At 57.6% G+C, this 26,532-nt stretch carries 25 protein-coding genes and 1 pseudogene; 11 read left to right on the top strand and 15 right to left on the bottom strand.

What is annotated here, in order from left to right; all coding sequences use genetic code 11:
• Positions 1-45 precede the first annotated feature (45 nt).
• Both NW849_RS05605 and NW849_RS05600 read left to right on the top strand, forming a co-directional pair.
• The gene (locus NW849_RS05605) at positions 46-1,092 is read left to right on the top strand and encodes a GntR family transcriptional regulator (protein ID WP_414356454.1); all 1,047 of its coding nucleotides are present in this window, start codon (positions 46-48) and stop codon (positions 1,090-1,092) included.
• Positions 1,093-1,206: 114 nt separating this feature from the next.
• Positions 1,207-1,689: a hypothetical protein gene (locus NW849_RS05600; RefSeq protein WP_414356451.1), complete on the top strand. Its 483-nt coding sequence runs from the start codon at positions 1,207-1,209 to the stop codon at positions 1,687-1,689.
• Between the two features lie 60 nt (positions 1,690-1,749).
• Here NW849_RS05600 and ribB read toward each other — a convergent pair.
• The 13 genes and pseudogenes from ribB to NW849_RS05535 all read right to left on the bottom strand — a co-directional run.
• Positions 1,750-2,898, bottom strand: a pseudogene (gene ribB, locus NW849_RS05595) (3,4-dihydroxy-2-butanone-4-phosphate synthase); the annotation flags it as partial.
• Positions 2,899-3,371: 473 nt separating this feature from the next.
• Positions 3,372-4,541, bottom strand: a complete 1,170-nt coding sequence (gene moeB / locus NW849_RS05590; protein WP_414356448.1) for a molybdopterin-synthase adenylyltransferase MoeB — start codon at positions 4,539-4,541, stop codon at positions 3,372-3,374.
• A gap of 2 nt (positions 4,542-4,543) precedes the next feature.
• On the bottom strand, positions 4,544-4,825 hold the full coding sequence (locus NW849_RS05585; protein ID WP_011433658.1) for a MoaD/ThiS family protein: 282 nt from the start codon (positions 4,823-4,825) through the stop codon (positions 4,544-4,546).
• Positions 4,826-5,071: 246 nt separating this feature from the next.
• Complete coding sequence (locus NW849_RS05580) at positions 5,072-5,560, bottom strand: M67 family metallopeptidase (protein ID WP_011433657.1); 489 nt, start codon at positions 5,558-5,560, stop codon at positions 5,072-5,074.
• 161 nt (positions 5,561-5,721) lie between these two features.
• Positions 5,722-6,018, bottom strand: coding sequence for a DUF6464 family protein (locus NW849_RS05575; RefSeq protein ID WP_414329336.1), 297 nt, complete (start codon positions 6,016-6,018; stop codon positions 5,722-5,724).
• A 119-nt stretch (positions 6,019-6,137) separates the two neighbouring features.
• Positions 6,138-7,571, bottom strand: coding sequence for an argininosuccinate lyase (argH, locus tag NW849_RS05570; protein ID WP_414342441.1), 1,434 nt, complete (start codon positions 7,569-7,571; stop codon positions 6,138-6,140).
• 153 nt (positions 7,572-7,724) lie between these two features.
• Positions 7,725-7,943 carry a hypothetical protein gene (locus NW849_RS05565; RefSeq protein WP_414356446.1) on the bottom strand — a complete coding sequence of 73 codons (219 nt, stop codon included), beginning with the start codon at positions 7,941-7,943 and terminating at the stop codon, positions 7,725-7,727.
• Positions 7,944-8,414: 471 nt separating this feature from the next.
• Positions 8,415-10,112, bottom strand: coding sequence for a PP2C family protein-serine/threonine phosphatase (locus NW849_RS05560; protein ID WP_414356443.1), 1,698 nt, complete (start codon positions 10,110-10,112; stop codon positions 8,415-8,417).
• Positions 10,113-10,208: 96 nt separating this feature from the next.
• Positions 10,209-11,378 (bottom strand): glycosyltransferase family 4 protein, encoded by a 1,170-nt coding sequence (locus NW849_RS05555; RefSeq protein ID WP_414356440.1) that lies wholly within the window; start codon positions 11,376-11,378, stop codon positions 10,209-10,211.
• Between the two features lie 139 nt (positions 11,379-11,517).
• Positions 11,518-13,062: an MFS transporter gene (locus tag NW849_RS05550; RefSeq protein ID WP_414356438.1), complete on the bottom strand. Its 1,545-nt coding sequence runs from the start codon at positions 13,060-13,062 to the stop codon at positions 11,518-11,520.
• A 147-nt stretch (positions 13,063-13,209) separates the two neighbouring features.
• On the bottom strand, positions 13,210-13,554 hold the full coding sequence (locus tag NW849_RS05545; protein WP_414329330.1) for an MgPME-cyclase complex family protein: 345 nt from the start codon (positions 13,552-13,554) through the stop codon (positions 13,210-13,212).
• Positions 13,555-13,627: 73 nt separating this feature from the next.
• Positions 13,628-14,098: a hypothetical protein gene (locus NW849_RS05540; RefSeq protein ID WP_011433648.1), complete on the bottom strand. Its 471-nt coding sequence runs from the start codon at positions 14,096-14,098 to the stop codon at positions 13,628-13,630.
• A 161-nt stretch (positions 14,099-14,259) separates the two neighbouring features.
• A complete protein-coding gene (locus NW849_RS05535; protein WP_011433647.1) occupies positions 14,260-15,378 on the bottom strand; it encodes a class I SAM-dependent methyltransferase in 1,119 nt (372 codons plus the stop codon).
• A gap of 248 nt (positions 15,379-15,626) precedes the next feature.
• On the opposite strand from NW849_RS05535, the gene NW849_RS05530 reads away from it, so the two are divergent.
• The 8 genes from NW849_RS05530 (at position 15,627) to NW849_RS05495 (ending at position 23,927) form a co-directional block, all read left to right on the top strand.
• Positions 15,627-16,283, top strand: coding sequence for a response regulator (locus NW849_RS05530; protein ID WP_414356435.1), 657 nt, complete (start codon positions 15,627-15,629; stop codon positions 16,281-16,283).
• The gene (locus NW849_RS05525) at positions 16,283-16,975 is read left to right on the top strand and encodes a queuosine precursor transporter (protein WP_414356433.1); all 693 of its coding nucleotides are present in this window, start codon (positions 16,283-16,285) and stop codon (positions 16,973-16,975) included. Before NW849_RS05530 ends, NW849_RS05525 begins: the two co-directional genes overlap by 1 nt.
• A 142-nt stretch (positions 16,976-17,117) precedes the next feature.
• Positions 17,118-17,303: a photosystem II reaction center protein PsbZ gene (gene psbZ / locus NW849_RS05520; protein ID WP_011433643.1), complete on the top strand. Its 186-nt coding sequence runs from the start codon at positions 17,118-17,120 to the stop codon at positions 17,301-17,303.
• 320 nt (positions 17,304-17,623) lie between these two features.
• On the top strand, positions 17,624-18,142 hold the full coding sequence (locus tag NW849_RS05515) for a DUF2808 domain-containing protein (RefSeq protein WP_414356431.1): 519 nt from the start codon (positions 17,624-17,626) through the stop codon (positions 18,140-18,142).
• Positions 18,143-18,373: 231 nt separating this feature from the next.
• Positions 18,374-19,207, top strand: coding sequence for an undecaprenyl-diphosphate phosphatase (locus NW849_RS05510; protein WP_414356429.1), 834 nt, complete (start codon positions 18,374-18,376; stop codon positions 19,205-19,207).
• 85 nt (positions 19,208-19,292) lie between these two features.
• Entirely contained in the window at positions 19,293-19,418 is a 126-nt protein-coding gene (locus NW849_RS05505; RefSeq protein WP_414356426.1) for a DUF4351 domain-containing protein, read from the top strand.
• Between the two features lie 324 nt (positions 19,419-19,742).
• Positions 19,743-20,354: a hypothetical protein gene (locus tag NW849_RS05500; protein ID WP_414356424.1), complete on the top strand. Its 612-nt coding sequence runs from the start codon at positions 19,743-19,745 to the stop codon at positions 20,352-20,354.
• A 1,173-nt stretch (positions 20,355-21,527) separates the two neighbouring features.
• Positions 21,528-23,927: a VWD domain-containing protein gene (locus NW849_RS05495; protein WP_414356421.1), complete on the top strand. Its 2,400-nt coding sequence runs from the start codon at positions 21,528-21,530 to the stop codon at positions 23,925-23,927.
• 37 nt (positions 23,928-23,964) lie between these two features.
• On the opposite strand, the gene NW849_RS05490 is transcribed toward NW849_RS05495, so the two are convergent.
• Positions 23,965-25,527: an NAD(P)H-hydrate dehydratase gene (locus tag NW849_RS05490; protein ID WP_414356418.1), complete on the bottom strand. Its 1,563-nt coding sequence runs from the start codon at positions 25,525-25,527 to the stop codon at positions 23,965-23,967.
• Positions 25,528-25,583: 56 nt separating this feature from the next.
• A complete protein-coding gene (locus tag NW849_RS05485) occupies positions 25,584-25,985 on the bottom strand; it encodes a VOC family protein (RefSeq protein ID WP_414342431.1) in 402 nt (133 codons plus the stop codon).
• Between the two features lie 149 nt (positions 25,986-26,134).
• Between NW849_RS05485 and NW849_RS05480 the strand changes: the two genes are divergently transcribed.
• Entirely contained in the window at positions 26,135-26,446 is a 312-nt protein-coding gene (locus tag NW849_RS05480; RefSeq protein ID WP_414356415.1) for a hypothetical protein, read from the top strand.
• Positions 26,447-26,532: the final 86 nt, after the last annotated feature.

Below are 26,532 nucleotides of genomic sequence, written 5' to 3'. Positions count from 1 at the left end.
AGAAACGGGCTCGCAACGGCGTTGTCAAAGGGAGAAAAACGGGCCATGATGCGCATTTCCATCCAGCCGGGGAGCGGGATCCCTGGCTCCGTGCAGCTCTTTAATTTGCTCTGCTTCGCCATTGCCTGTGGGCAGTTTCCTCCCGGCTGCCGCCTGCCCAGCACCCGTCAATTGGCTATGCAAACAGGCCTGCACCGCAATACCATCCACAAGGTTTACCACCAACTCGAGGCTATGGGCCTGGTGGAAACCCGCGCTGGATCTGGCATTTACGTGAGCCGCTCCGCCCGCCAGGTGGTTAACTACTCTCGCGGCCTGGGGGAAAACCTGGATCGATCCCGACAGGTCCTGGAGCAGGTGCGCCAGGGCATCGACCAGCTGCTGCAGCAGGGGTTTTCTTTGGAGCAGGTGCGGGATCTGCTGCTAGCGGAGATCGATTGGCGATTGCGCTGCAGTGCCCAAGTGCTGGTGTGTGTGCCCAACCGGGATTTGGGTACAGGACAACTGATGGCCCAGCAAATCCAGCAGACTTTGGGCATCCGGGTCCAGTTGGTGCCCCTGGAGGAGCTGGCCACCGTTCTGGATCAGATCCATTCCGGCACTGTGGTGACGCTGCACTATTTTCTCAGCGCCGTCGAAGCCATTGCCCAGCCGCGAGGGGCCCGTGTTCTGACGGTGGAGGTGTCTGACTACGCCCGTGAAATTGCCCTGATCCGCCAATTGCCTTCCTACGCCTGTCTGGGGCTGGTGAGCATCAGCACTGCCCTGCTGGAGGTTGCCGAGGTGATTGTCTACAGTCTGCGGGGAGACCTGCTGGTGCTGACGGCAGTGATTTTCGATGCTGAACGGGTGGGATCCCTAATCCGCCGCGCCCATACGCTGATTTGCGATGAGGCCAGCTACCCCACCCTGCGGGTCTTGGTGCGCCAAGCCCGAGCCGATCTAATCCGCACACCCAACCTAGTCTGCGCCACCCCCCACATCGGAGAAGCAGCCATGGCCGAGCTGCGACGGGAACTGGGTGGGATCCCTGGAGCCGGAGGGGATAGAGAGGCGGGCGGCAGCGGTTTGCAGAGTAAAGAAACGCATTAAGCCTTGTTGCAGGTGAGCCATTTTGCGGATGACAGGCTGCCCGATATCGTGTTTAAGTGGAAATACGGTAAAAGCTTACTCACTTTGATTCATCGCTGATCAGTCTTTACACGTATGGTGATCCTCGACTACGCCTCCGCCGATCATGACCATGTGGCGGTCACCCGGGAAGGTTTCTGGGAGGCCATCCGCTTCCAGAACCATTTTTATGTTTTCAACCGGAGCTTTTCGCGGCTGCAAGAGGCCATTGACAGTTGCCGCTACGACATGGATCACGGATCCCTGATCAGCCTGGTGGTGGTGCGCCCTCAGGGCTATGAAGTGTGGTCGCAGGTGGGATCCGACATTCCTGTCCTGCCGAAGCAACTCTTGAGCCCCACAGCCAGGGACTCCGTCTCGCCGGCGCGCCAGTGCTCCGCACCCCTGTCACCAGCGCGGAAGCGTCGCATAGCAATGACGGCTCCATCGGGGCCCGAACGTCCTTTCTGGTCTTTCTGGGGCTGGGGATCCAAGGCTTATGTAGTGGACGGCGAGCCGGCTGCACCCCAGCCTTTGTTTTACCGCAGCCCTCGGCCCTACAACGCGCTACAGGCTTGAGCCGGAATCGGTTGCGCCAGCGTCGTGCAGCAACAGTTTCAGGGAACAGGACGGCTCCACGTGCAAATTGAGATCCGGCTCTTCCACCAGCAAGGGCACGCGCTCGGCCACTTCCAGGCCAAATCCTTTCAAGCCGCTGATGTGGCGAGAGGTATTGCTGATCAGGCGCATTTTGCGCACCCCCACATCCCGTAGGATCTGGGCTCCGATGCCGTAATCGCGCAAATCCATGACCACCGGTGGCGCGGTTTCAGAAAGTCCCAGATCTTGCCGGGCGTAGGACTTGATTTGCTCGATGAGACTCAGCTCCTGCTCTTGCCGGCGCAGGTACACCAGCACCCCCTTGCCCTGGTGGCCGATCATCTTCAGGGCCGCTGTCAATTGGCGGCGACAATCGCAGCGCAGGGATCCCAGCGCATCCCCTAGGGGACACTCCACATGGACGCGCACCAGGACGGGCTCAGCGGCAAATTGGGTCGGATCCCCTTTCACCAGGGCCAGGTGCTCGACTTGGTTGAGGCTATCGCGGTAGCCGTAAACCCGAAACTGGCCAAACTCCGTTGGCAGGGTGGCGGCAGCCTCTCGGTGAACCAGTTGTTCGGTGCGCAAGCGGTACTCGATGAGGTGGGCGATGGTGATGATCTTCAAATCGTGCTGACGGGCATATTCGATCAACTGGGGCAGGCGGGCCATGGAGCCATCCGGGTTTTGGATCTCGCAAATCACCCCTGCCGGATACAGCCCGGCCAACATCGCCAGATCCACCGCTGCTTCCGTATGGCCAGCCCGTTTGAGTACTCCGCCCTCCCGTGCCCGCAGCGGAAAGACATGCCCAGGCCGGCGCAGATCTTCCGGTCGCGTGTGCGGGTGAATGGCCGCCTGAATGGTGCGAGAGCGATCGGCAGCGGAAATGCCGGTGGAAACTCCAGCCTCTGGCCCAGCATCAATGCTGACGGTGAAGGCAGTTTGGTTGCTGTCGGTGTTCTGCCCCACCATCAGCGGGATCTTCAGCTCATCGAGGCGGGATCCCTGCATGGCCAGGCAGATAAGGCCCCGCCCGTAGGTGGCCATGAAGTTGATAGCTTGGGGCGTGGCAAACTGGGCAGCACAGACCAGATCCCCTTCGTTTTCTCGGTTTTCGTCATCGACCACGATGACCATGCGACCACACTTGAGGTCTTCGAGGGCTTCGGGGATGGAGTGGAAGATCGTTTCTGTCTCGGCCTGCGGGATGGCACTCATGGAAAAAGGGAGAATCTGGCGCAACCGGCCCTGCGCACCGGATCTACCGGATCTATGGTGACATACTCCCGCACTCATGCTACGCGAAGCAATCCGTGCCGCTAAAGCGAGAGGGTGCGGGCTTCAAGGACTCCGTCCCGCTGACGCGAACAGTGACTCCAGTTAAGGACATTTCCTGAGCTTAAGGACTCCGTCCCGCTGGCGCGAAAAGGACGGGATGCCCCACCGCCCTGTACTTGATGTTTATAGCGGCAGTGCATAAAACCCTGCCACCTTGATTACAGCACCAATGAGGACAAAACACCATGCTCCCGCCTCTCCTCCCGACCCTCACCCCGGCTAGTCACTAGCTACTAACCACTATCCACTAATAGAGGGCGGGGCTTCCCGGCGGTCTAGCTAAAGCAAACTGGGCAACAGCTAGGGATCCTGAGACAGGGTCAGTACTTGGGAATCGAGGGATCGTAAGCCTCTGCCCAGGCGAGGATCCCCCCGCGCAGGTTTTTTCCTTGGATCCCAGCAGCTTGTAGGATCTTCAGGGCTTTGGCCGAGCGTGCCCCACTCTTGCAGTGGACGATCAGCTCTGAGCCGTTAAGGAGGCGACGCACCTGCTCCACCCCGTCGCCGTTTTCAATTTGGGGCAGGGGGATCAGGTGAGCACCAGGGATCCGGCCTATCTCCCACTCGTTCGGGTTGCGCACATCGACCAGCACAAAGTCTTGCTGGGCATCGAGGCGGGCTTTTAGCTCAGCCACGGTGATCTCCGGGATCTCCGCTTGGCCAGCCTGTTCGGCAGCTTGGGCTTGTGGGATCCCGCAGAACTGCTCATAGTCGATAAGCTGGGTGATGGGAGGAGTGGCGGGGTTTTTGCGCAGCTTCAGCTCCCGGAAGCTCATGTTCAGGGCATCGTAAAGCAGCAGCCGCCCACTTAGGGTTGTGCCCACGCCCAGCAGGATCTTCACGGTTTCGGTAGCTTGAATAACACCGACGATGCCGGGGAGGATCCCCAACACTCCCCCTTCGGCGCAGGAGGGCACCAGTCCTGGTGGGGGCGGCTCGGGGTAGAGATCCCGGTAGTTGGGCCCATCTTCGTAGTTGAAGACCGTCGCTTGTCCCTCGAAGCGGAAGATCGAGCCGTAGACATTGGGCTTGCCCGTCAACACACAGGCATCGTTCACCAGGTAACGGGTGGGGAAGTTATCGGTGCCATCCACAATCACGTCATAGTTGGCAAACAGCTCCAGTGCGTTGTGGGCCTTCAGGGCGGTGTTGTAAACATCCACTTGACAGTGGGGGTTGATCTCCAGGATGCGGTTCTTGGCCGATTCCACCTTCGGCTTGCCCACCCAGGAGGTGCCGTGGATCACCTGCCGCTGCAGGTTGGACACATCCACCACATCAAAATCGACAATGCCGATCCGCCCCACGCCGGCTGCCGCCAAGTACAGCAACAGGGGCGAGCCAAGGCCGCCTGTGCCGATGCACAGCACTTTGCCCGCTTTCAGCCGCTTCTGTCCTTCTAGGCCCACCTCGGGCAGGATCAAATGCCGAGAAAACCGCTCCATCTCTTCGCGGGAGAGGCTGACTTGGCTGGTATCCAGGTTCAACATGCTCACAACCCTCCAGCAATAGCGGGAACGATGCTGATGACGGCTTGTTCTCCCACGGGGGTGTTGTTGCCTTGGGGCAACGTGCGCACATCCTCGTCGTTGAGGTAGACATTGACAAAATTGCGCAGCTTCCCATCCTCGGTGTAGAGGTGGCGCTTCAGCTCGCCATAGCGGGCGATGAGGTTGCCCATCACTTCGCCAACATTGCTGCCCTCGATCTCGACAGCTTCCAGGTTGTCGGTGTAGGGGCGCAGGGGAGAGGGGATCAGAACTTTGGTTGCCATGGGAGTTCGGGGAGAGATCTTGGGTATCTACTGGAGACTTTTGAGGATCCAGAGGATCTGGGCTGACCTATCCGTTTGTCGATCTTGTTGGGGCTGTCTACTGACTTTGAGGATTCAGCTATGTTACAGACAAGGTTCAGCACTAGACTACCGCTTTTTCCGGTGGTATCCATCCCAGCTTTCAAGGATCCCAACTGAACTTAGCCGTGAATTTCAGCCTCAAACAGCGGCAAAGCCCAAACGACTCTAGCTTGCCAAAGCCGGGAGTGGGGGGATGCGAATGTCTTCCAGCATCTGCATCGGCTCCCGTTGGGGCTGCTCCTGCTCATCCAAAACCCAGCTCACCACCTCTTCTGCCTTGCCCTCGCGCACACTGACGATCACACAGGAAAAGCCCCAAGGAAAAGCATGCTGCCGATCAAACTCGGAGGGAATGGCCGCATGGTTGGGATGGGAATGATAGGTGCCCAGGATCCCCAGCCCTTTGCGCACCGCATGGTCGTTGGCCCGCTTGAAATCCGCCGGATCGATCAAGAAGCGGCGGCGGCTGGATTCCCCGTCTGCCAGAGGGTTTTCCGCTTGATCCCAGGTGTTGGTCACCGACCAAAGCTCGTGGATGATCTTGTCGGATCCCCGGATTTCCCCAATTAAAATGCCGCAGCTCTCGTGGGGAAAGGCTTGTTCGCCGTGCTGGCGGATGCTGTGAAGGTGGTCTGCCGAGAGGTAGAGGGCCATGAATCTCGCCTTTGCCGATGGAGTTACCGTTCTTTTATTCTGGCACAAGTTGGCCGGGGATCCCTCAACTTAGCTACAGCGGATGCCATTGGGGCGCAACGGGCAGGCCGTTCCGCAGAGGCCGCCGCTGCTGAAAATGTTCGGCCACCAGTGTGGCGCGGTCAGACCCGTCCATCGAGTGAACCCAGAGGTGGCTCTGGCTTTGGAGGGGTGACGGGGGCATAGTGGGGGCAACCCTGGCACGGCCCTTGGGGATGGACGGCACAGCGCAACCAAGCCGAGTGGGCACTGAAAACACAAGAGGGATCCCCCAGGGGTGGGCCAAATTCGCCGGCCCGTTGACGGCGCAGCAGCACCACTTGCCGTCGCCAATCTTGCAAAAATCGGCTGTAGGCGCGTTCCCGCCAGCGACGCTTGGCCGCATTTTCGAGGACGTGGGCGGTGAGGTTATCCAACATGGAACGATACCCAGGGAAGAGGCCAACAGGCTGGGAGTTGCGTTGGATGGCTGAGAACCTCAGGATGGCACACACTGGCGAGAAGAACCCAAGAATTGCAAACTCTCCTTGAGTTCAGTTTAAGTTTGTGGAGTTTCTTCCGATGGCTCTGGCTGCTGGTGGCGGGCCTGGGCCCGTTGCAGGGCTTCTCGCACCACAGCAAAGCCCGTTCCCCCGGCGCTGAGCCGCGTGGCCACCACCTGGCGGGGCTCAATGGCCGTCAAAATGTCCGCCTCAAAGGCCGGGTGGAAGGTTTTCCAGCGCTCCAAGGGCAGATCCCGCAGCAGGATCCCCTCTGCCAAACAAATGCGCACAATCTGCCCCACCAAATCATGGGCTGTGCGAAAGGGGATCCCTTTGCGCACCAAGTAGTCGGCCACATCGGTGGCGTTGGAGAAATCTTCCTGCACAGCAGCCGCCATGCGCTCAGGTTGAAATTGGATCCCTTCCCGCAGCAGAAGGGTCATCGCCTCTAGGCAGGCTTTCAGGGTATCGACCGTGTCGAATAGCCCCTCTTTGTCTTCTTGGAGATCTTTGTTGTAGGCCAGCGGCAGCCCCTTCAAGGTGACCAACAAAGCCTGGAGATGGCCAAACACCCGCCCCGCCTTGCCGCGCACCAACTCCGGCACATCGGGATTTTTCTTCTGGGGCATGAGGCTGGAGCCGGTGGCACAGGCATCGGTGAGGGTGACAAAGCCGAACTCCTGGGAAGCCCAGAGGATCACCTCTTCCGAGAGGCGGCTGAGATGCACCAAAATCAAGCTGGCGGCAGCGTGGAACTCCACCAGGTAGTCTCGGTCGCTGACGGCATCCAAGCTGTTGGCGCTGATCCGCTCAAATCCCAGCAGATGGGCGGTGAGCTGCCGATCAATGGGCAGGGAAGTGCCGGCCAAAGCTCCGGATCCGAGAGGACAGACATTCGCCTCTTCCCGCACCCGCCCCAGCCGTTGCCAGTCTCGCCAGAGCATTTCTTCATAGGCCAAGAGGTGGTGGGCTAAGCTAATCGGCTGAGCCCGTTGCAGATGGGTGTAGCCGGGCAGGATCGTCTCCAGATGCCGCTCGGCCAAGTCCAACAAAACTCCGCGCAGCTCCCAGAGAGCTTGACGAAGGTGATCGATTTGATCCCGCAGATAGAGGCGCAGATCGGTGGCCACTTGGTCGTTGCGGGAGCGCCCGGTATGCAGTTTTTTTCCCACTTCCCCCACCAAAGCCACCAAACGACGCTCGACGGCATAGTGGACATCCTCTGCCTCTGGATCGGGCCGGAAGGTGCCGGCAGCCGCCTCCTGTTGGATCTGCTCCAATCCCTGCCGGATCTGGTCGGCCTCTTGCCGGGTCAGGATGCCACAAGCGGCCAACATTTGCACATGAGCCAGGGATCCGGCCACATCGTAGGGCAGCAGGCGGATGTCGAAGCCGATGCTGGCGTTGAAGCGGGCGATGGCAGGATGCAGGGATCCCTCAAAGCGCTGGCTCCAGGGGCGAGGGGTGGAAGTTACCGTCGGCTCAGACATTGGCTGGGAACCGGAAGAATGGGGAGAAGGATTGACCACCGTAGGAAGACCCCACTGCAGTTGTGGAGAAAAAACACAGAAACCGACCGCCGACGGCCAAAACCCCGCCGGCCCAGGCCCAATGGATCCAGCTAGAGCAATGGTGACAAGGCCCTAGTGGGAGCTGGTGATGCTCTTGAGCATGTAGCCCACTACGATCCCTGCCAAGAGCGCCCAAATTTGGCCCGATTCCACAAAGCCATTCCAACCCTTGCGGATATCGCCCAGCACATCCTGTCGGAACACCTGCCCGACAATCATTTCCGTCTGGAAAGCCGCGGGGGCCGGCAAGTAAACCGAGGCGGTTTCAGACCCAGAAGGAGAGAAGTTCATGGTTGTACCTCAGGTGTAGATAACACAGTGCAGCCAACCTGGTAGCTCCACCAGCTAGAGCGTACCGCTCTGAAAGACCTACGAAACGCCAACAAACACTTCCACTCACACCGGCGGCGCGGAGTGCTCAGCGTCTGCCGCGCTTCTGCTTTCTTCCTGCCTTAACGAACTATGGCTGGCAGCAGAGATCACCCCCACTGCCCCGCCAGAGGGATCTCCACAGGCGTGACTTCCCCGCAAGCTGCAGGTAGCCGCTCCTTGCTCTCTGAGAGAGCTACACAGACTAAAGCTGGAGCAGGCTTTAGCCCATGCAGAACGCATGCCAGAACTAACCAACTAGCCTAGTAGTCCGGCAAAACCACGTCAACCAACCCACCGTTGCTGCCCAGCCCAGTAGCGTTGAGTAGCTTGCTTGAGCTATTGTGAGCGTTGCGGCCTGCTGTCATTAACCCTGAGTTTGAACTTTTTTAGCTAGGCTGGCTCAGAGTCCGGCAACACCTTCAACACCACCAGCGTTGTGTCGTCCACGGGCTCAGGCCGCAGGGAAATTTCATCCTGCAACAGGAGCTCTGGATCCGCAGGCAGCCACAGGGGAAGAGGATGGGATCCCCGACGGCCTCGGAAGGCATCCATCTGCTCAAACAAGCTCTCCAAAATGTCTTCGGGGGAGTCGTAGCGACGGGCAGCGTACTGGATGGCGTCCATCAGCCCAGAGGTTTCCAAGCGCTCGCCGCGGGTGTTGGCTGTCTCCGTGTAGCCATCGGTGTAGTACACCACCACATCCCCGGGTTGCAGTTGCACGCAGCTTTCCGAGTAGTGGCTGTTTTCTTCCAAGCCGATCAGCGCCCCCTCTGTGTCCAGGGGTTGAATTTCTCGGGTGCGGGCCTGCCACCACAGGGTGGGGTTGTGGGCCGCGTTGCTGAAGCAGAGGCGATGGGAGCGGGGATCGTACTCCGAATAAAACAGGCTGATGAAGCGATTGGAGTTTTCCAGGTCACTGTACATGGCCCGGTTCAGATGTTGCAGAACACGGGCCGGCGAATGGCGGTTGAGGGCCTCCGCCCGCACCATGGCGCGGGTCATGGTCATCAACAGGCCGGCGGGCACCCCTTTGCCCATCACATCCCCAATGACGATGGCCAAGCGAAAGCCTGCCGTTTCTTCAGATGAGTCGGATGTTTCCAGGCGTTCGCCGGGAATCTTGATGAAGTCATAGTAGTCGCCCCCCACTTTGCTGGCCACCCGGCAACGGGCTGCCAGGCGAATGCCTTTGACTTGAGGGCACTCGCGGGGTAGCAGTTGGGTCTGGATGTAGGAGCCGATCTCCATCTCTTTTTCCAGGGCCATCTTGCGGCGCAAGGCTGCCGTCAAGCGATCGTTTTCGATGGCCACCCCCGCCTGATCGGCGACCAAGCGCAACAGTTGTTGGCGACGTTCATCCCAGTGGTAGCCAGGCTGACGGCTGAAGACGTACAAGCGACCCTGGACAGAGTTGCGAATCAGCAGCGGCGTGCCGAAAAGGCGTACATCCGGCCCCAAGCTCTGGCGGAACCGTTCGTCCAAGAGGTGTTCAAGGGCAGGGATCTTAACAGACAGGGATCCCTCCGTTTTGAGAATGGGCTCTTGAGCCGAGAGGGTCTGGGTAATTTGCTCCATCTCAGCCCGAATCTGCTCGCGGTGATTGAGATCGGAACAATGCAGTTGATCCAACTGGATGGTGCCGTTGGGATTGAACAAAACCAGGGCTCCGCCTTCGGCATCGGTCAGTTGGCTGGCCACAAAAGCCGTCAGCTCCAGGATCTGGTTCAAGTTGTTAAAAGAGCGCAGAGCAAAAGCCAGCCACGCCAGCAGATACTGCATCCGATGGTGTTCTCTCTCCAGTTCTGCCACCCGATCCGGCATTGCAGGGGCAGGCACAATGGCCGGCTTGACCTCCGGCAGCTCTCTATCATCGGACGCAACGGCACCTGAAGAGGTGGGATCCTCATCCTGGCCGGTCTGAGCTGAGCGCAAGTCCCCCGAATTGTCCGTAGGCGGCAGCGACGGAGCATTGGGGGGAAAGGGACTTTTGCCTGAATCCTGGGCCAGCAAGGACTCTGACCCCAAAGAGCTCGACAGCCCGGCAGAGGGCTGCCCTGAAACGGCCTTTTGGGGGCTGTGATCATCCATCGGGAAGGCTGGCTTAATCCCTTGGAAACGTAACGAAACAGCTTAGCAAAAATCTCACAAGCTTTATCACACAAAGATCAAGATCCTCATTTTCCCTCACACCCGGCGAGGCTGACGGGATCCCTGGCACAGTTCCCGGTAGAGCTGTTCCACCTGGTTGATGTTGTGGCTGAGGGTATAGCGCTCCAGCACCCGCTGGCGGGCCTTCATCCCCAGCAGTTGGGTAAACTCCCGTTGATCCCGCAGCAAAGGCAACAGCGTTTGCAGCTCCGCCGTCACCCGTGTCGGATCCAGCAGGATCCCGGCTCCATCGGCCAAAACCTCGCCATCGGCACCCACATCGGTGGCCACTGCTGCCAGCCCACAGGCCATCGCCTCCAACAGGGACAAAGAGAGCCCCTCGATTAAAGAGGGCAAAATAAACACATCGGCTCCTCGCAAGATCTCGATGCGTTGCTGCTCGTCGGCAATATAGCCCAGCCAGTGGATCCCATGTTGAAGGGTGTAGAAGGGCTTGAGGGTGTTGAGCAGCGGCCCATCCCCCACGATCAGCAGACCACACTTCTCCCCCATTTGGGAGTGTTTCCAAGCCTTGAGCAGGGCCTCCAGGTTTTTCTCCGGCGAAACCCGCCCCTGATAGACGAAGATCCGCTCCAGTCCCAACCGCTGTTTGAGGGTGGAGGGCCCAGGCGTATACTTGTCCACATCGACCCCATTGGGAATGACCACCACCTGTTGGGGGCGCACCCCCAGCTTGACCAAGATCTCCCGCTGCGTTTCCGAGAAGACGATGGTGCGGTGATAGTTGGCCAAACACGGTGCGTAGAGCTGGTAGGCCAAGTATTGGGTGCGAGAGGCGATGTTGCGCCGCCGTCGGTCGAAGGCAGGGTGGAAAGTAGCCACCAGCGGCTGGTTGAGCTCAGCGCAGATCTCCGGCAACACAAAGTCGATGGGAGAAATGGTCAAGGAGGCATGCACCAGATCCGGCTGCAATTCCTTGAGAGCCTGGGTGAGCAACCGCTTGGCGTTGGGGGCCGGGATCGTGTAAATCTGCGATTTGTACAGACAGGGGAGGGAAACGTCTCGACGATCCAGCTCCGCCCTCCAGCCTTCACCACCGGGATCCAGAGCGGGCGATTGGCCGTCGTTGGTGAAGTGAAAAAAGCTAACCTGATGTCCCCGATCCAAAAGGCCGTTGGTCACCTCGCGGCTATAGGTGACGTTGCCACAGAAAGGTGTTTTTTTGCCTATCCAGGCGATGTGCATGGGCGGATCCCCGCGGAGCTAAAACGCTGAGCTGCAAAGGGAGTCTCGATGCTCAAGCCTCTACAAGAGTAGCAGAGTTAGCTCCTGCCTTGGCCCGTCCCCTCGGAAGAGGATATCCAACCTCGCGCTGCGGCAGGATTTACGAGACCTCTCTGCCCAATAGGCTCCAGGTGTACAGCCCCGCCAGCCCCGCCAGAACAGACAGGGCCACAAACATCCAGGGAAGGCCAAGGCGGGCTTCTGCCAATCCCGTGAACACCAGCGGCAAACTGAGGGCAATGTTGGCGGCGTTGTTCTGGAGCCCAAAGATCTTGCCTCGCAGATGGTCAGGCGTTTCCTCTTGGATCAAGGTTTGCATCGGCACCGCCACCAAAGCCCCCCCACAGCCCAACAGGGCAATCCAGCCCAAGCTGGGCAGCAACCAGTGGGTCGTCCAGGATAGGGCTGCCAGAGCCCCACAGAGCAGCAGGGATCCCAGCCCAATCCAGGCGCGGCGGCTCACCCGTCGGCCCGTATGGCCCACCCAAAAGGCGCCGATCCCCATGCCCAGGCCGGCAGCGGCCAACAACACCCCGAACTGATCTGGCTTCAGCTCTGCCATCACTTCTGCCATGCGCACCGCCAACACTGCCAGCGCCGCAAACAGCGAGTAGAGCACCACCACCTGCACCAAGGCAGCTCGGATCAGGGGCATCTGGCTGACATATTGCAGGCCCAAGCGGAGATCTTCCCAGAGGTGGGGGACTTCCCAACGCCGGGGCTCTAGCTTCTCGTGGGGTTGCAGCAGCAATAGCAGGGATCCCGCCAAGAGGTAGGCTCCCCCCACCAACAGCTCCGGCCCCACTTCCCAGCCCGGCAACCAATGGCGTACCCAACGATCTGCCAGGGTTAACAGCGGCTCCCCCACGGCAAACCCGACGATCAGCGAAGCCATCATCGTGGTGGTGTACAGGGAGTTGGCCGCCAGCAGCTCTCGCTTCGGCAGGATCAGGGGCAAAGTCGCCTGCTCGGCAGGAGCAAAAAACTGGGTCAGAACCGAGACGGCAAAGCTCACCAGCAACAGCCCCGCAAACCCCAAGGGGATCCCCGGCCAAAGGTCGCGCCCGGCAGTGAGCCAGAGCAGCGGCGGCAACAGCAGCACTAGGATCCCACGCGCCAGGTTGGAGAGCACCAACACTCCTTTTTTTAGCCAGCGATCCACAAACACCCCCGCCAGGCTGCCCAGTAGCATCGCCGGCAGCGTAAAAGCCAGCATGATGGCCGAAACCTGACCGCTGATGGAAGCCCCTTCGGGTTGAAATTCGCGGGCAACCAAGCCGATCAGCAGCACCAATAACACCTTGTCCGCCAACTGCGAACACACCTGCCCCATCCACAGCAGCAGGAAATTGCGTCGGCGCAGCACGGCAAGAAAGTTTCTCAGGCCCGGCTCAGCCAGACCTTGATCTTCCTCTTCCTTTTGCCCTTTTTCGGGATCCTCAGGAGGTGGCTCCGGCAGGGGATCCCCAGGAGAACACTCCGGCGAGCTGAGGGCGGGGCTTGCTGTCGGCTCAGGCAAGAGAGCTTCTGACTTCAGCCCCCAAGTTGGCGTTGACGCAGGTGGGGGATTCTGGAGAGGGGAACTGGGGTGGCAGATCCCTGCCCCTCCCTCCGGCCAGCCCCATCGTTGCTCCAAAGTCATCATGCTCCCCAGGTGACCTGCCCATTTCCCCGACGTCGGCCCCACAACAGAATGGGATCCCGTCAGCAAACAAAAGTGGAAATGGGGTGCCCCGATCTTATCTTGGCCCGCCTTCCAATCCACCAACCCAAATCTTGGGAATCGGCAGGCCTAGCTTCCTGCGGCAGACAAGGAGCGCAAGGGATCTGGGATCGACTCGCTTGGAGCCACAAAGCTGCCCTTCTCTACAAAGGTTAAGCGCAGGCTCAGCCAACGAATAAAATCCGCGTTGGTGGATACCACTGCCCCCAGGGGCTCCTTCAACTTGTCCCGCAGGGGCTTTAACTCTGGAGCTTCCATGAAGGCCGGCTGGGGCACCCAGAAGAAATCGACAGGGCAATGGCGCTCCTCGCAGTATCGACGACGCTCCTCCAGCACCTCTTCCAGAGGCTCAGAACGTAAGAAAGACAGGCTGGCAACGACAAAATGATAGGTAGTCGGTTCGGCAGCAGACATAAGATTGCTGTGGAACTGTGTTGAGAATAAAGGCTAGAGCCGGGCGTCCACCGCTCCTTGCAGATCCTCTCCCTCAGAGAGAGGCAGATTTGAGCAGATGCGGAGCCGGATCGCGGGAGCTACACAGCGGCTGACAGTCTTCCAACTGCCGGAGAACGGGTAGCCGCGCCATGACTTCCTCAGGGGGCATGGAGTGTTCTGAAGCCTGCTTGAGGGTAGGTAGAGCCTGAGCTGCCCATTCCCGAGCCCAGGGAGCGGACTCAGGAGTTTCCTTCTCCTCCAACAGCTCTTGGCAAAGGGCAGTTGAGCGCTCCAAGTCACCACTGCCCTGATATGCCATGATCAGAGCTACACGAGCCAAAACGCATTCTTCCGGATCTGCCCTAGAGCCATTGCGCTCGCTCAGGCGGCGGGACAAACTCTCTTGTCTTTCTTGGATGGAACAGCAGTAGCAGAAGGACTCGAGAAGGTTGATCGCCTCCAGGTAGCGCTCCTGCTTGAGAGCAGTGATACCGGCGCGGAGGGATCCATGGGGGTGGGACATGAGCCTAAGTACAAGAAAAGAGTTCGGACGGACTTGCACCTGAAGGTTATCCAGTCAGTGGCCCGTCTTCTCATCCAAGGTTTCGTGTCTAAAACTACTATACACCCTCTGGACAAGTGACCGCCGATTTACTCTTCCTCTTAAGCTTGTGGAAAGGGCGCTCAACCCTTACGGGCTAGGGTGTAGGCGCTGACATAGTGAGTCTCCCGGCGCAGCACCGCACAGCCTGCCTGTTGCAGGCGCACCCCCAGATCGTCGTGGATGTAGTCGCGGTAGTAGGGTTCGTGGAAGGTTTGCATAAAGGCTTCCATCGTCTCCTTCAGCTCTGGCGAATCCAGCAGTTGCACCGAGTCGCAGATGACCACCACGCCCCCTGGCTTCACCACCCGACTCATCTCGTTGATGACATTTTGTCTGGCCGGGCCAGGCAGCTCATGAAAGAGAAAAACGCTGATGACGGCGTCAAAGGTGGCATCGGCATAGGGCATGGCCTCGGCGTTGGCGCGGATAAGCTGGGGCAGCTCCCCCGGCAGCTCCTGCAACAGTCGGTTGGCCTTGCGCAGATAGGCGGGGGAAAGATCCAGACCGTACAAAGCCGCTTTGGGCAGGGATCCCCGCAGTAGGCGCAGCATCCGCCCCGTGCCACAAGCTACATCGAGGATGTGGGGGCTGACCAAGGTGGGATCCAAGGCATCTTTGAGCAGGCGAATCACCCGACGGCGCATCGCGTCCGCTGTGCCCCCAAACAGCAGCTCCACCTGCAGGTCATAAAGCTCAGCCGAGCTGTCGCTCAGGTAGCCGTTGGTTTGGTAATGGAAATTTTGCAGGTAGTATTTCGGATAGCCCTCGGTGGAGATGTCTTGAGAAAACTCTTGGTAACGCTTGCTGTGAACCCGCCGAGTAATTTGCGGCAAATCCAACCACACCTGTGGGTAATAGCGGGCAAAGTCCAGCCAGGGGTTGTCGAACAGGAGCGCGTGAGGGTAGTACCCTGCCTCAGCATCTTGCCAGTCCGCTTGCAGGAGTTGTTCATAACGGGCCCGCAACACCTGTAGCGTGTCAGCGCTCACCCGCACCTTGGCCCGCGGCGGCGGGGTTCTTCCGGAGGAGAAGCTTTGCAGATCCCTGAGCACCGAGAGCATCAGATCCGAAGCTTGGGTGGAGAGCGCTTTGTGGGCGAAGCCAAAGATGTTTTTGCCCCACTGAAAAGCACGGTAGGCAGCTTCTCCGACCGGAGATGGGATCGGCAGCGACAGCTCAGGACTCAGTTGTAGGCTCATAACCCTGCAAGGTGCGAATAAATGCTTAACGTTTGTTTACACTCAATTATAGCAAGGCAGCCACGCCAAGCCGACAACCGCCGGGATCGAAGAGAACCCAGCAGAATGGGATCCCTGAGCACACCCCATCTGGCCAAGCAGGGGAGTACTCTAGTGGTGTCCTCAAAAGGATGTCCCCGATTGCCCTATGAGCTGGAGGAAGGGGCTGATCAGGTCGATTTGATAATGGGAAGAGGGAGCGCCTCAGCATGACAACCAAGACGGTGTTGGTCATTGACGATAGCATCATGATTCGCAAGATGGTGGCCAGCATCTTGGCCGATCAGTTCCAAGTGGTGGAGGCCAAAGACGGGTTGACAGGGCTGGAAGCGGCCAAAAAACATCACCCCGACCTGATCCTGCTGGATTTTGTCATGCCCAAGATGGATGGCTACGACACCTTGCAGGCCATCCGCCGCGAAGACAGTCTGAAAAATACTCCTATCATCATGATGTCGGGGCTGAAGGAACAGGTGACTGCCCGCATTCCTGAGCCCTTTGTCGATTTTGATTTCATCGAGAAACCGTTTGAGGCAGATGCCCTTTTGGCTCTTATCCAAAAGGTCCTCCAGGTTGCCCCTGCCGCTGCACCGGAGCCGGGATCCGAAACCAACACCCAACTGATTCTGAACCGGCTCACCGCCATCGAGACGCTGCTGATTCAAGGTACGGAAAACTTGATCCAGCGGGAGGTGGTGGCGCGGCTTTCTGGGATCAACCAATGCCTGGCGCGTCAGGAATCCCGCAGCAGCAATCTGGAGGCCCAGATCAGCAAGCTCGCCGGCGAAGTGGAGCGACATGCCCAGGGTTTGGCCTTGATCGTCAAGGAGCTGCGACAGATCCGTAAACTTCTAGGAGGATCCTGATGTCTGAGAGGGTTTTTGAGCGAGCTTATCGACACCTAGATGCGGTGACGGCCCTCTTTGTGGCCGTGCTGCTGATTTCCAACATTGCCTCGACCAAGATCGTTCTTCTGGGGCCCTTTACCTTTGACGGGGGCACCATTCTCTTCCCCCTCAGCTACATCTTCGGCGACATCCTCACCGAAGTCTATGGCTATGCCCGGTCGCGACGGGTGATCTGGCTGGGATTTATCTCGGCGGCCCTCATGTCGGTAACGTTCATGATCGTGGGATCCCTGCCTGCGGCCCCCGACTGGCCCTATCAAGAAGCCTACGACCAGATTCTGGGCCTGACGCCCCGCATTGTCCTGGCCAGCTTAATCGCCTATTGGGGAGGCAGCTTTGCCAACGCCTACGTACTGGCCCGCATGAAGGTGTGGACGCGGGGACGGTGGCTGTGGACGCGCACCATCGGCTCTACCTTGGTGGGCCAAGCGGTGGACACGGGTCTGTTTGTCACTTTGGCTTTTTGGGGGGTGTTCCCCGGCCTGGGCAGCTTAATACTCTCCAACTATGTGTTCAAGTGTGCCGTTGAGGTGGCGTTTACGCCCCTGACCTATGCCATTACCGGCTGGCTAAAGCAGCAAGAACAAGAAGACTACTTCGATGTGGCAACCGACTTTAACCCCTTCCGCATCCAGCCTGTATCCAGGTGAGTCCATCAACTGCCCCAACGGATTTGGCTTTGAGAGGGATCCCATTTTGGTATAGTCAAAGCGTTATCCTTTCTATCCTGCTGCCGTCCGGTGTTGCCGGGAGCTTTTATCCAAGACAAGACTTTTGTGAGGGATCCGAAAGATGATGCTCGTTTTCCAAATTGCTTTGTTGGTGTTGGTGCTTTACAGCTTGCTCTTGGTGGTGGCGGTGCCAGTGCTCTACAGCTCAGCCAGCGACTGGAGCCGGGCCAAGAATGTGATTTTGGTGGGATCCCTGCTCTGGGTGCTGATGGTGATCGGGGTGGGGGTGCTGAGTTTCCTCAAGTGAAGAAGCAGTAGAAGGGCAGGGGCATCTTGCCGTTACAATCGGCGCTGTGGGGGGCTGCACTGTGGGTATGGTGGCCCAAAGTTCTTGTTGAGATCTCTGCCAGAACTGCGTACTTGCGCACCCCGGTGAGCCCTAGGCTCTCTCGGTAGAGAGGATCCCATCCCCTACAATGGACGGCGAGATGGCGGTCTTGCCACTGGTTAGGTTGGCTGCAGGTTGCGTTGGCAAGCTTTGAGGGTGCTGAAGTGTTTCAACCAGCGGAGGTTTGGGTGTTGAGAGCAGTGAAATGTTCGCAGGAACTTGGCCTTGCCCGGCGAGGCATGAGGCTGGCCTTGGCGGTTCTGGTGATGGGGAGCCTGGGATCCCTGATGGTGCCCCATTCTGCAGAGGCGCAGTCGGGTTTGGTGATCACCGGCAGTGAGGGGGTGCCTGTTCTTAGCTACCGGCTGGATTTTCGCGGCATTCGCGGTCGCCTGGATCGCTACCGCCTGACGATCCCCCCCCAGAATGTGGCAGTGGCAGAAGTGCAAATTAACGGGGACAGGAATTTTGACGCCGTCATCGACCCCAACAATATCCGCCTGGAGGTGGAAGGCCGGCCCGTAGAGCTGGATCAAGTGTACTGGAACGAGGAGTTTCGCTCTCTGGAGGTGGTGGCCCGTCAGCCCATCGCTGCCGGCCAGGAGATCCGTCTGGTGCTCTCCAATGTGCGCAACCCTTCATCTGCCGGTATCTACCGTGTGGAGGCGCGGGTACGGGGTACGGAACCCAACCCCCTCTTCCGGAATGTGGGCAACTGGCTGATTACCATTGAAGACCCAGAGCGGATTGGCTTCTGATCTATTGACCCGATGATCTGACCTACTGTTGATCTTTGCGGCGATCCTATAGGCACAGCCCTTTTGCGGGTCTGGGACAGCGACACCCAAGTTCCCGGCCAGTTGGGGTGGGATCCCTCTGCAAGTGTTTGTTCGCCGTGGTATGGGCTGCTGGAAAAAGCCGGAGTTCTGAGTTTTTCTAAGAATGGGGATTGTGCAAATCCGGCAAGTTTGGGTGGGGGAGTGTTTACCTTGTTGCTTGCTGACACCTGGTATCCCAATTGGTGGCAAGCTCTGATTTTGGGCATGGTGCAAGGGATCACCGAATTTCTTCCCATTAGCAGCACGGCTCATCTGCGGGTGTTTCCGGCTTTGGTGGGGTGGCCGGATGCGGGCGCTTCTTTTACGGCGGTGATCCAGTTGGGCAGTTTGGGGGCGGTGCTGATCTACTTTGCCTCTGACCTGCGCCAGTTGATCCTCGGCTCTTGGAAGGCTTGGCGAGAACGAGATTTTCAGCAGGAGCCTTGGCGGCTGCTGGTAGGGATCCTGGTGGGAACAGTGCCAATTGTGGTTGCCGGCTGGGCCATCAAGGCCATTTGGGGATCCCCGCCCCGCCAGTTGTGGGTGATCGCCACTGCAGCCATCGGCTTGGCTGTGTTGTTGGGCTGGGCAGAGCAAACGGGCAAACGCCAGCGAGACCTTCACAGCTTAGGCATTTGGGATGGGATCTGGGTAGGGCTGGCCCAAGCTTTGTCCCTGATCCCTGGGGTGTCGCGCTCCGGCTCGACGCTGACGGCAGGGCTGTTTCTCCATTTGCAACGCCCGGCTGCCGCCCGTTACTCCTTCTTGCTGGGGATCCCGGCTTTATTTTTGGCTGGGGTACTGGAGTTTGTCTCGGATTTTGAGGTGGAGGCTTTGCTGCCGCAAGGGTTGGGCACTCTCTCTGCTTTTGTTTTTTCTTATCTCTCTATCGATTGGCTGATTAAGTTTTTGCAGCGCAGCAGCACTTGGCTGTTCATCTTTTATCGGATTGGCTTTGGCTTGTTTATTATCTTGGGTTTAGCGCTGGGGTTCCTAAGACCCTAATCAAGCTCAGTCAACTACAATCCACGGGGATCCCTGAGGTGGTCACTCCTTTCTGGCTGCTTTTCCCACTGAGAAGATTGGCAAAATGGGATCCCTGCCTGAGGAGGTGGAGGCTCAGATTCGCGCGTTGCCAGTGGAACGCTTAGAAGAGCTGGGCCTAGCCTTGCTGGAGTTCCAGTCGTTGATTGACCTCACCACCTGGCTTGATTGATTCAACAAATATTGTCCCCTTCAAAAAAGGGCTCCGTATCATACGCTGACCAATCTAAAGATTGGGCCTGTGTGTTGCAGCGCACTTGCACTTTGTTGAAGCAGATGTTAGTTTCTACTTGAGCATCAGGCTGCAAATCCAGTCTTGCTCTTGTCGGGTGATGAACGGTAGATCCTCCTGAGAGAGTTCCTTCTAGGGATCCCTGCCCTAATTTTGTGTTGCTTGTAGCTCCAATAGAAGGATTGCCGGATCCCTGTGGGGGTCACTTGTGCCACTTGAACTGCTAGAACCAAGGCGATTATGAACGGCCTCAGGATACTGCTTATGTTGATGCTCTCTTCTGTGTTGGTGTTGCTGTGTGGGTGCAGTGGCGGGGGAGGTTCTACCCTCAGTGCAGAAGAAGAGCCCAATCCTGATCCCACTACTGGATTTGTGCCAGAAAATCCGGGTGAGGATCCCTCTCCAGATATGATCCCGGTCGATGAACTGGATCGGTTATTCCCCAATTTGCCACCGGATCCTGGAGAAGAAGGGAAGCAAACTTTGGAGGGGATTGATGCCGATGGAGATGGCGTGCGTGATGATGTGCAGCGCTGGATTTACCGCCGGTATCCCAATGATGAGCTGAAGCGGAAGGCCATGCTGCGATACGCCAAAGCTTTACAGGCAAACATCGTGAATGTAAATAGAGATAGTCGCGACCAAGTGCGTGCAAGAGTGCTTGATCGTTTCCGAGCAATTCGATGTGCAAGATTGGCATTCGGCGGAGTTGATCAATTTGATCTCATTGATGAGGTTGCTGAGGCAGTAAGGGAAGTGCAATTTCAAATGCTTAACACTCAAGAAAGAGTCATTGCAGATTTAACAGTTGATGCCAAGTTCTCTGGACAAGTCGTTGGCGCAGAAGAATGGACATGTACTGACCCAATTCGCTAGATTAGTGAGGATAAATGGATGTTCGGTCGAAATACTGTTCGTCTTGTTGTTTTATTGTGCTGTTGCCTGTCTGTACTGATTCTCAAGTCTTGCTCATTACCGAACAAATCAACTATCTACTCAGTCGTTTCTCCCAACCTAGGTTTCAATACTACTGAATCTATTCTTAAGTCTAGTCTTAAGTCTAGAATCTATTATATTAACGGGTTAGCAACTGCAATAGATGACGCAGAAAAAAATCTTGATACGATCATTGCTGCCATTGGAGGAAATGAAGAGAATGTATTGATCCGACTCAAAGACAACATTGGGTTCGAGCAAGACATCGCAAACTATCGGCTTGCTTACAACATGGCTTTGGGAGGAATAACTGCGTCTGGAAATGTAACTCAAGCAGCAGACAACCCAACCTTTCAAATCGTTGCATCCATTGCACTCAAGATTCGGGAAGCACTGCCAGAACTGTCAGACCCTCAAGCGTGGCAATATGCTCGTGTTCTTCTAAAAGCCCCAAATGCAAATGATATTCTAAGGCCACTATTGCAAAGGTTTAATGTCCAAGAAACTCTAATTAATCTTCTTGGTCAAACAATTCGGGATAGAATTGCCGACCAACATCTGGATATGATTCGAAGAAATACTATAGCTTCTCTCTACGACAATTTCATTTGGCCAGCCTTGGATGATGTCAGAGATGGTTATCGTGTCTTAACTATCTCTAATTCTCAGGGAACAATATTTGTCGATGCTGCCAAGCGGACAATTGCAAATGCAACCTCTCAGAAGATTGCAGGTTGTTTCTTTGGTGGGGTTCAAGTTGCCCACATGATGGGATCCACAATCTCTAGCCTCAATGACATTCCTCTGTATGTCACCTTTGATGAAGATAGAGTGGTCAATTTGGTTAGAGAGGTTGCTCGAGCCTCTGGTGGAATCTCTGATGCTCAGGGTAATCCAGTCTTACCCAGACCTTTACTTGAACCTTTGGACTGGAATGTTAGGCTTGTGCCTCCTCTTGGCCCTGATGCTCTACCTCTTGACGGTCATAGATTTGACAACTTTTACCTCAATCGGAACTTTGAGGCTCGCCGGAAAATATTCCAAATGCTGGGGGATGCAGCAGAAACTCTCAATCCCACAAGCAATCAGTGCTTAGACCTTGAGATTGAGGAAATGGAATTCATTCCTCCTGCAACCTCTACAGGGCAAGCCAACTTGAAACTGAAAGTCCGCTTGGTGGATGCCCGCGGTCGAGTTGTAGAAGATGCCTCCGGCAAACGACCTCCCGTGCAGATCACCTTCCCTAGCATCACCAATGGTGAGCTTGACCCCGCAGAAGGGGAAACGGATGAAAAAGGCGAGTTCACCACCCAAGCCACCATCCTCAACCTGGACAGGCCCATCCAGGGAGAACGGGTCTACATGCAAGTTGATGCGCGGGCCGAATACCAAATTAAGGATGCACAAGGTCGGCCCATCGGGGATCCCCTTGTTGCCACAGACAGCAAACAGTTGAACTACACAGGCGGTTCTGGTTCCGGCTCTAGTGGCTCAGGGGGTTCTGGTGGCTCAGGCGGGGGATACTGTCCTCCGGGGGCCAATTGCAATCCGGATCCCTCCCAGGCGGATCCTTATGCCGGCAAAGCAGATGGGGTAGGGGATCCGCATTTGTACACCCTGGACCGGTTGCGCTACGACTTCCACGGGGTAGGAGAATATATCCTGAGCCAGAGTGTCGTACCCGAACTGGACTTTCAACTGCAAGCGCGCTTCCGCCCCTTCGGCAGCAGCACTGTCGCCAGCATGACTCGTGCCATCGCCACCCAAATGGGATCCCATCGTGTTGCCATCTACACCACCCCTGCCCCGGAACTGAGAATAGATGGCCAACTCACCGACTTACCCCCCGGTGGCTACCTGCTCCTCGCCTTAGCCGAACGCCCGCCCCAAGACCCAGAAGACGAAGACTCTGCATGGGAAACCCCCGACCCCAACTGTACCCCCGGCGGCTGCTACGGCTACGAACTCTTCCGTGGCCGTCAGGGTGAGTACATCCTCAACTGGCCAGAAGGAGAAACACTCACCGTTCAACCCTACTTCCCCAACTCTGCAGCCTTTGCTCACCTGAGTTTTACCTTGAAGCTACCCCCCCAATACTTGGGACGAGTACGCGGCCTGTTGGGCAACTACGACTACAACCCCAGCAATGACCTGCAAAGCCGCAGTGGACAGCTAGTCTCCGAGACGGACTTTAACGGGCTTTACCGAGTCTTCGGTGACAGTTGGCGGGTCAGTCCTGCTGAGTCTTTGTTTGACTATGGCCCCGGAGAGAGCAGCGAGAGCCTGAGTAACCGGTCTTTTCCCAGTGGCTTTGCGGAGATTAGCCCAAGCCAACGCATAGGAGCAGAGCGCATCTGTCGGGATTCTGGGATCCAGTTGCACCCAAGATTCAGCTTGGAAGATTGCATTTTTGATGTTGCCATTATGGGTGGAGAGGCAGTGGCCGGGTATGGGGGCACTTATCGAACCACTGAGGCCGATGGCTATACCTTCACTCCCTTGGCCAGTGTCGGGCGAGTCAGAGACTTGGTGAAATCTGGCTCCGATTATTGGGTACTGGAAGAAGTTTGTAATCAATTTTCATTCAATACATGTGGGGATAGGAGGGAGAGAGTGAGTCGTATCACCCCTTTTGGAGGGGTAATTCCAGTGCTGGAGGCAGAAAAAAATAAATGGCCAGGCTATTCAGAGTGGTTCCGCAGAATCGGTGCATTTGAAGATGGGGTGATGCTGCTGAAAGGCACTCGGAGCTTTGATGCAGGGGTTGGAACCCGGAATGTGGGGGTTTTGAACAAAGTGAATGCCCAGGGCCAAGTCTCGACGTTTGTGGATGATCTCTCGTTTGGGGCCTTTGGAGGAGGAACTGCAGAATACTTTTCCAATTTGGTGCAGATGGGGAATAGCCTGGTTTTCACCCGGTATAGCTTCCCGGTGATTATGGCTCGGCAAAGTCGGGATTGGCTGCGTTCCAATACGTTTCAGGAGTTGCTGCAGGTGGATGCTACGGGGCAAACCACTCAGGTGATGGATTTGAGTGCTTTTTTCTCGCCTGGGTTTTCGCTTATCTCGGATGACTCCAGAACCAAGCTCGTCAGGCAGGGACAGGAGTATTATTTTCTGGCCGATAACCAAGGGGATCCAAGTATTCTCAAGGCCAATCCCAGTCAGGGGCTAGCGGTGGTGTTGGATGGGCGGGTGATACGGGAACAGAATGGGGGAAGTTTTGTGCCCATCCGGGATATTGACCTACAGGGATCCAACCTAGTGGCTTTGTTGGGTCGGAGTCGCCTTTTGGAAGATGCAGAAGGGTCTTGGCGCAGTGGGTTGGCGCGGGTATCTCCTCAGGGATCCCTGAGTCCGATTTTCCGGATCCCGCAGGATTTTAGCTTGCAGCCGGAGAAGATAGTGGTGGAGGATGCGGGCTTTGGTTTGGTGGCCTGTCCAAGGCTTTCGAGTAACCAGCCAGAATTCTATTCCTGTGCCCTTTACCGGGTGACCCCTAGTGGAGGGTAGGAGCAAGCAGGAAGGCTTGGGCTATGACTTAGAGTATTTATTCACCCGCCTGCGACACGGTATGGACAACTTGCTCCTGTTGAAGAGCTTGCAGCACCTGGGGCAAATGCTCCGCCAGCCGTGCCGGATCCACTCCCGTTAGGCCGCGTTCCCGTGCCAGATGGACAGCCGCCTGAGCATGCCACCACACCCCTGCACAGGCGCAACTGAGCAAGGCGGGAGCGTCCAAAGGTTGATCGGCTTGAGCTCTTCTTCGCGCCACTAGGCCCCCGATCAAACCGGTCAAGACATCGCCACTGCCACCCCGGGCCAAAGCCGGCGTGCTCTCCGGATTCACCCAGCATTCCCCAGTGGGAGAGGCGATCACCGTCCGCGCCCCCTTCAAAACCACCACGGCTCCACTCTGGGCTGCCGCCCTTTGGGCTGCCTCGATGCGATCGTGGAGCGGGATCCCCGGAAAAAGCCGCCGAAATTCCCCCAGGTGGGGGGTGAGAATGGCTTGGATCCCTTTTTCTCGTAAGCGCTCTACCCCCATCTCCGCCAGAGCATTGAGGCCATCGGCATCGATAACCCAGGGGATCCCGGCCCAATCCCGCAGCAGGAGTTCCAGCAGTGGTAAGCGGGTTTCTCCCAAGCCCGGCCCCACGGCCACCGCCTGAAAGGGTTTCTCGGCCACCTGGGGCAAAGCGGGGATCCCCTCCCAGGCATAGACCAAGACTTCCGGCAGGGCGCTGTGGATCAGTCCTTTCAACTCCGCCGGCGCCGCCATCGTCACCATGCCCACCCCGCTGGCGCGGGATCCCAGCCCCGCCAACACCGCTGCTCCAGCATAGGCTGCCGAGCCTGCCACCAACAACAGGGATCCCTGGCGGTATTTGTGGGTATCCAAAGGGGGATCCGCAGGAAAGTGCTGCCAAGGCCGCAGCAACAACCGGGGAACCTCATCCTCTGGGCAGGCCCAAGCGGGGATCCCAAAATCAACGCGATGTAACCGTCCTACCCAAGGCAGAGCTGCTTCCTGCCACAGCCCCCGTTTCCAAAGGCCAAGGGTATAGGTATGGCTGGCGCGAATGCAGCAGCCCCAGACTTCCCCGGTTTGGTCGTTGAGGCCAGACGGCAAATCCAGGCTGAGGATGGGGATCCCACTGCCATTGGCCCACCCCACCGCCCCCGCCCAAGGCTCCCCCAAAGGCCGGTTCAGACCGATCCCAAACAGGGCATCAATTAACAAATCGCAATCGGCCAGCTCTTCAAGACTCTCCACAAACTCTGCCCCCAGCGCCTTGAGATAGCGGGCGTGGTCTGCCGTCAGGGGTTTGAGATCCGGCTTGCCCAGCCACACCTTCACCGACTTTTGGGCCAGCCACAGCTCTCGCCCAACCACCAACCCATCGCCACCGTTGTGCCCTGTCCCACAGAGGATGCCAATGCGATGGGCTTGCGGAAAATCCTTCTGCAGCTGGGCAAAAACGGCCAGCCCCACCTTCTCCATCAGAGCGGCAACGGGCATGCCGGCAGAGAAGATCTGCCCCTCAAGGCACTGCATCTGCGCGGAACTGACCAGGCTGATGGCCGGATCGAACTGGCAACGAGAACCCATATCGCTACGCAACGCTGTTGCAACCGGCGGCATTGCTGAGGGGAGATGGCTCATGGCTAAGTTGCGCTAATCGAGCTTAGCTCTATCACATTCCCATCCGGATCCCGGACGAACACTGCCGCTCGCCCGGAAGCGCTCGGTTGCACCTCATACCCTTCCTGCCGCAGGCGAGCCTTCACCGCTTCCAAGTCATCTACCCCCAGCGCCACATGGGGATTACGCCCCCACTTTGAGGATCCCGTTCCGCTTCGCTGCCGTGGATCCATCGGCTCCTCGGCCACGATTAAATGAATTTGGGAGGAACCCACTTGATACCAAGCGCCGGGAAAGTCAAACGGCAACCGTTCCACCTTGGGGATCCCAAGCACCGTTCCGTAAAAATGTTCGGCTCTGGCCAGATCGCTCACCCAAAGGGCGGTGTGCAGGTGATGATAGGTTGGCTTTTGGGGGGCAGTCATTGTCTTGTTGGGAAATCTTGACCGTGGGGCTTTGCAAGGCCGACGCGAACATCAATATTTTCTCCGAACGGCAAGCCAAACCCGTAAGCTAAGGTGGAGCTAGCGCACCCGCGACAACCGTATCTTTGTTTTCGCACAGGGGTTGACCTATGGGATCCCGCACCAAGTTTTTTGGCACGGTCTTGGCCATGCTGGCCGTGAACAGCATCTACATGCAGTTGCAGCAGCTTTCCCTGAGGCTGGAGGAAAGGGATCCCGCTCCCTCTGAGCAGTCTTCTCCAGAGCCTCAAAGCAGCAAGGGCTCCGTCCCGCCAACGCGAACGGAACGGCTGGATCCCTGGCGTCGTGTTGCCCAAGTCTTGCAGGGTCTGTGGCCCGGCGATGCGAGCTTGAAAGGACTCCGTTCCGCCAACGCGAACGGGATCCTGTCGCCAGAGTCCACGTCCCGCCTGGAGCCTTGAGTGCCAAGCTGAGAGCATGACTCTAGTCAATAATAAGCTCAACTATACTGAAAATAATGTATAATATGTTCAGTACGGATTACTAC

The organism is Synechococcus sp. R55.3, from assembly GCF_047461975.1.
GTDB lineage: Bacteria > Cyanobacteriota > Cyanobacteriia > Thermostichales > Thermostichaceae > Thermostichus.
This window is presented reverse-complemented; position numbering and strand designations above follow the sequence as displayed.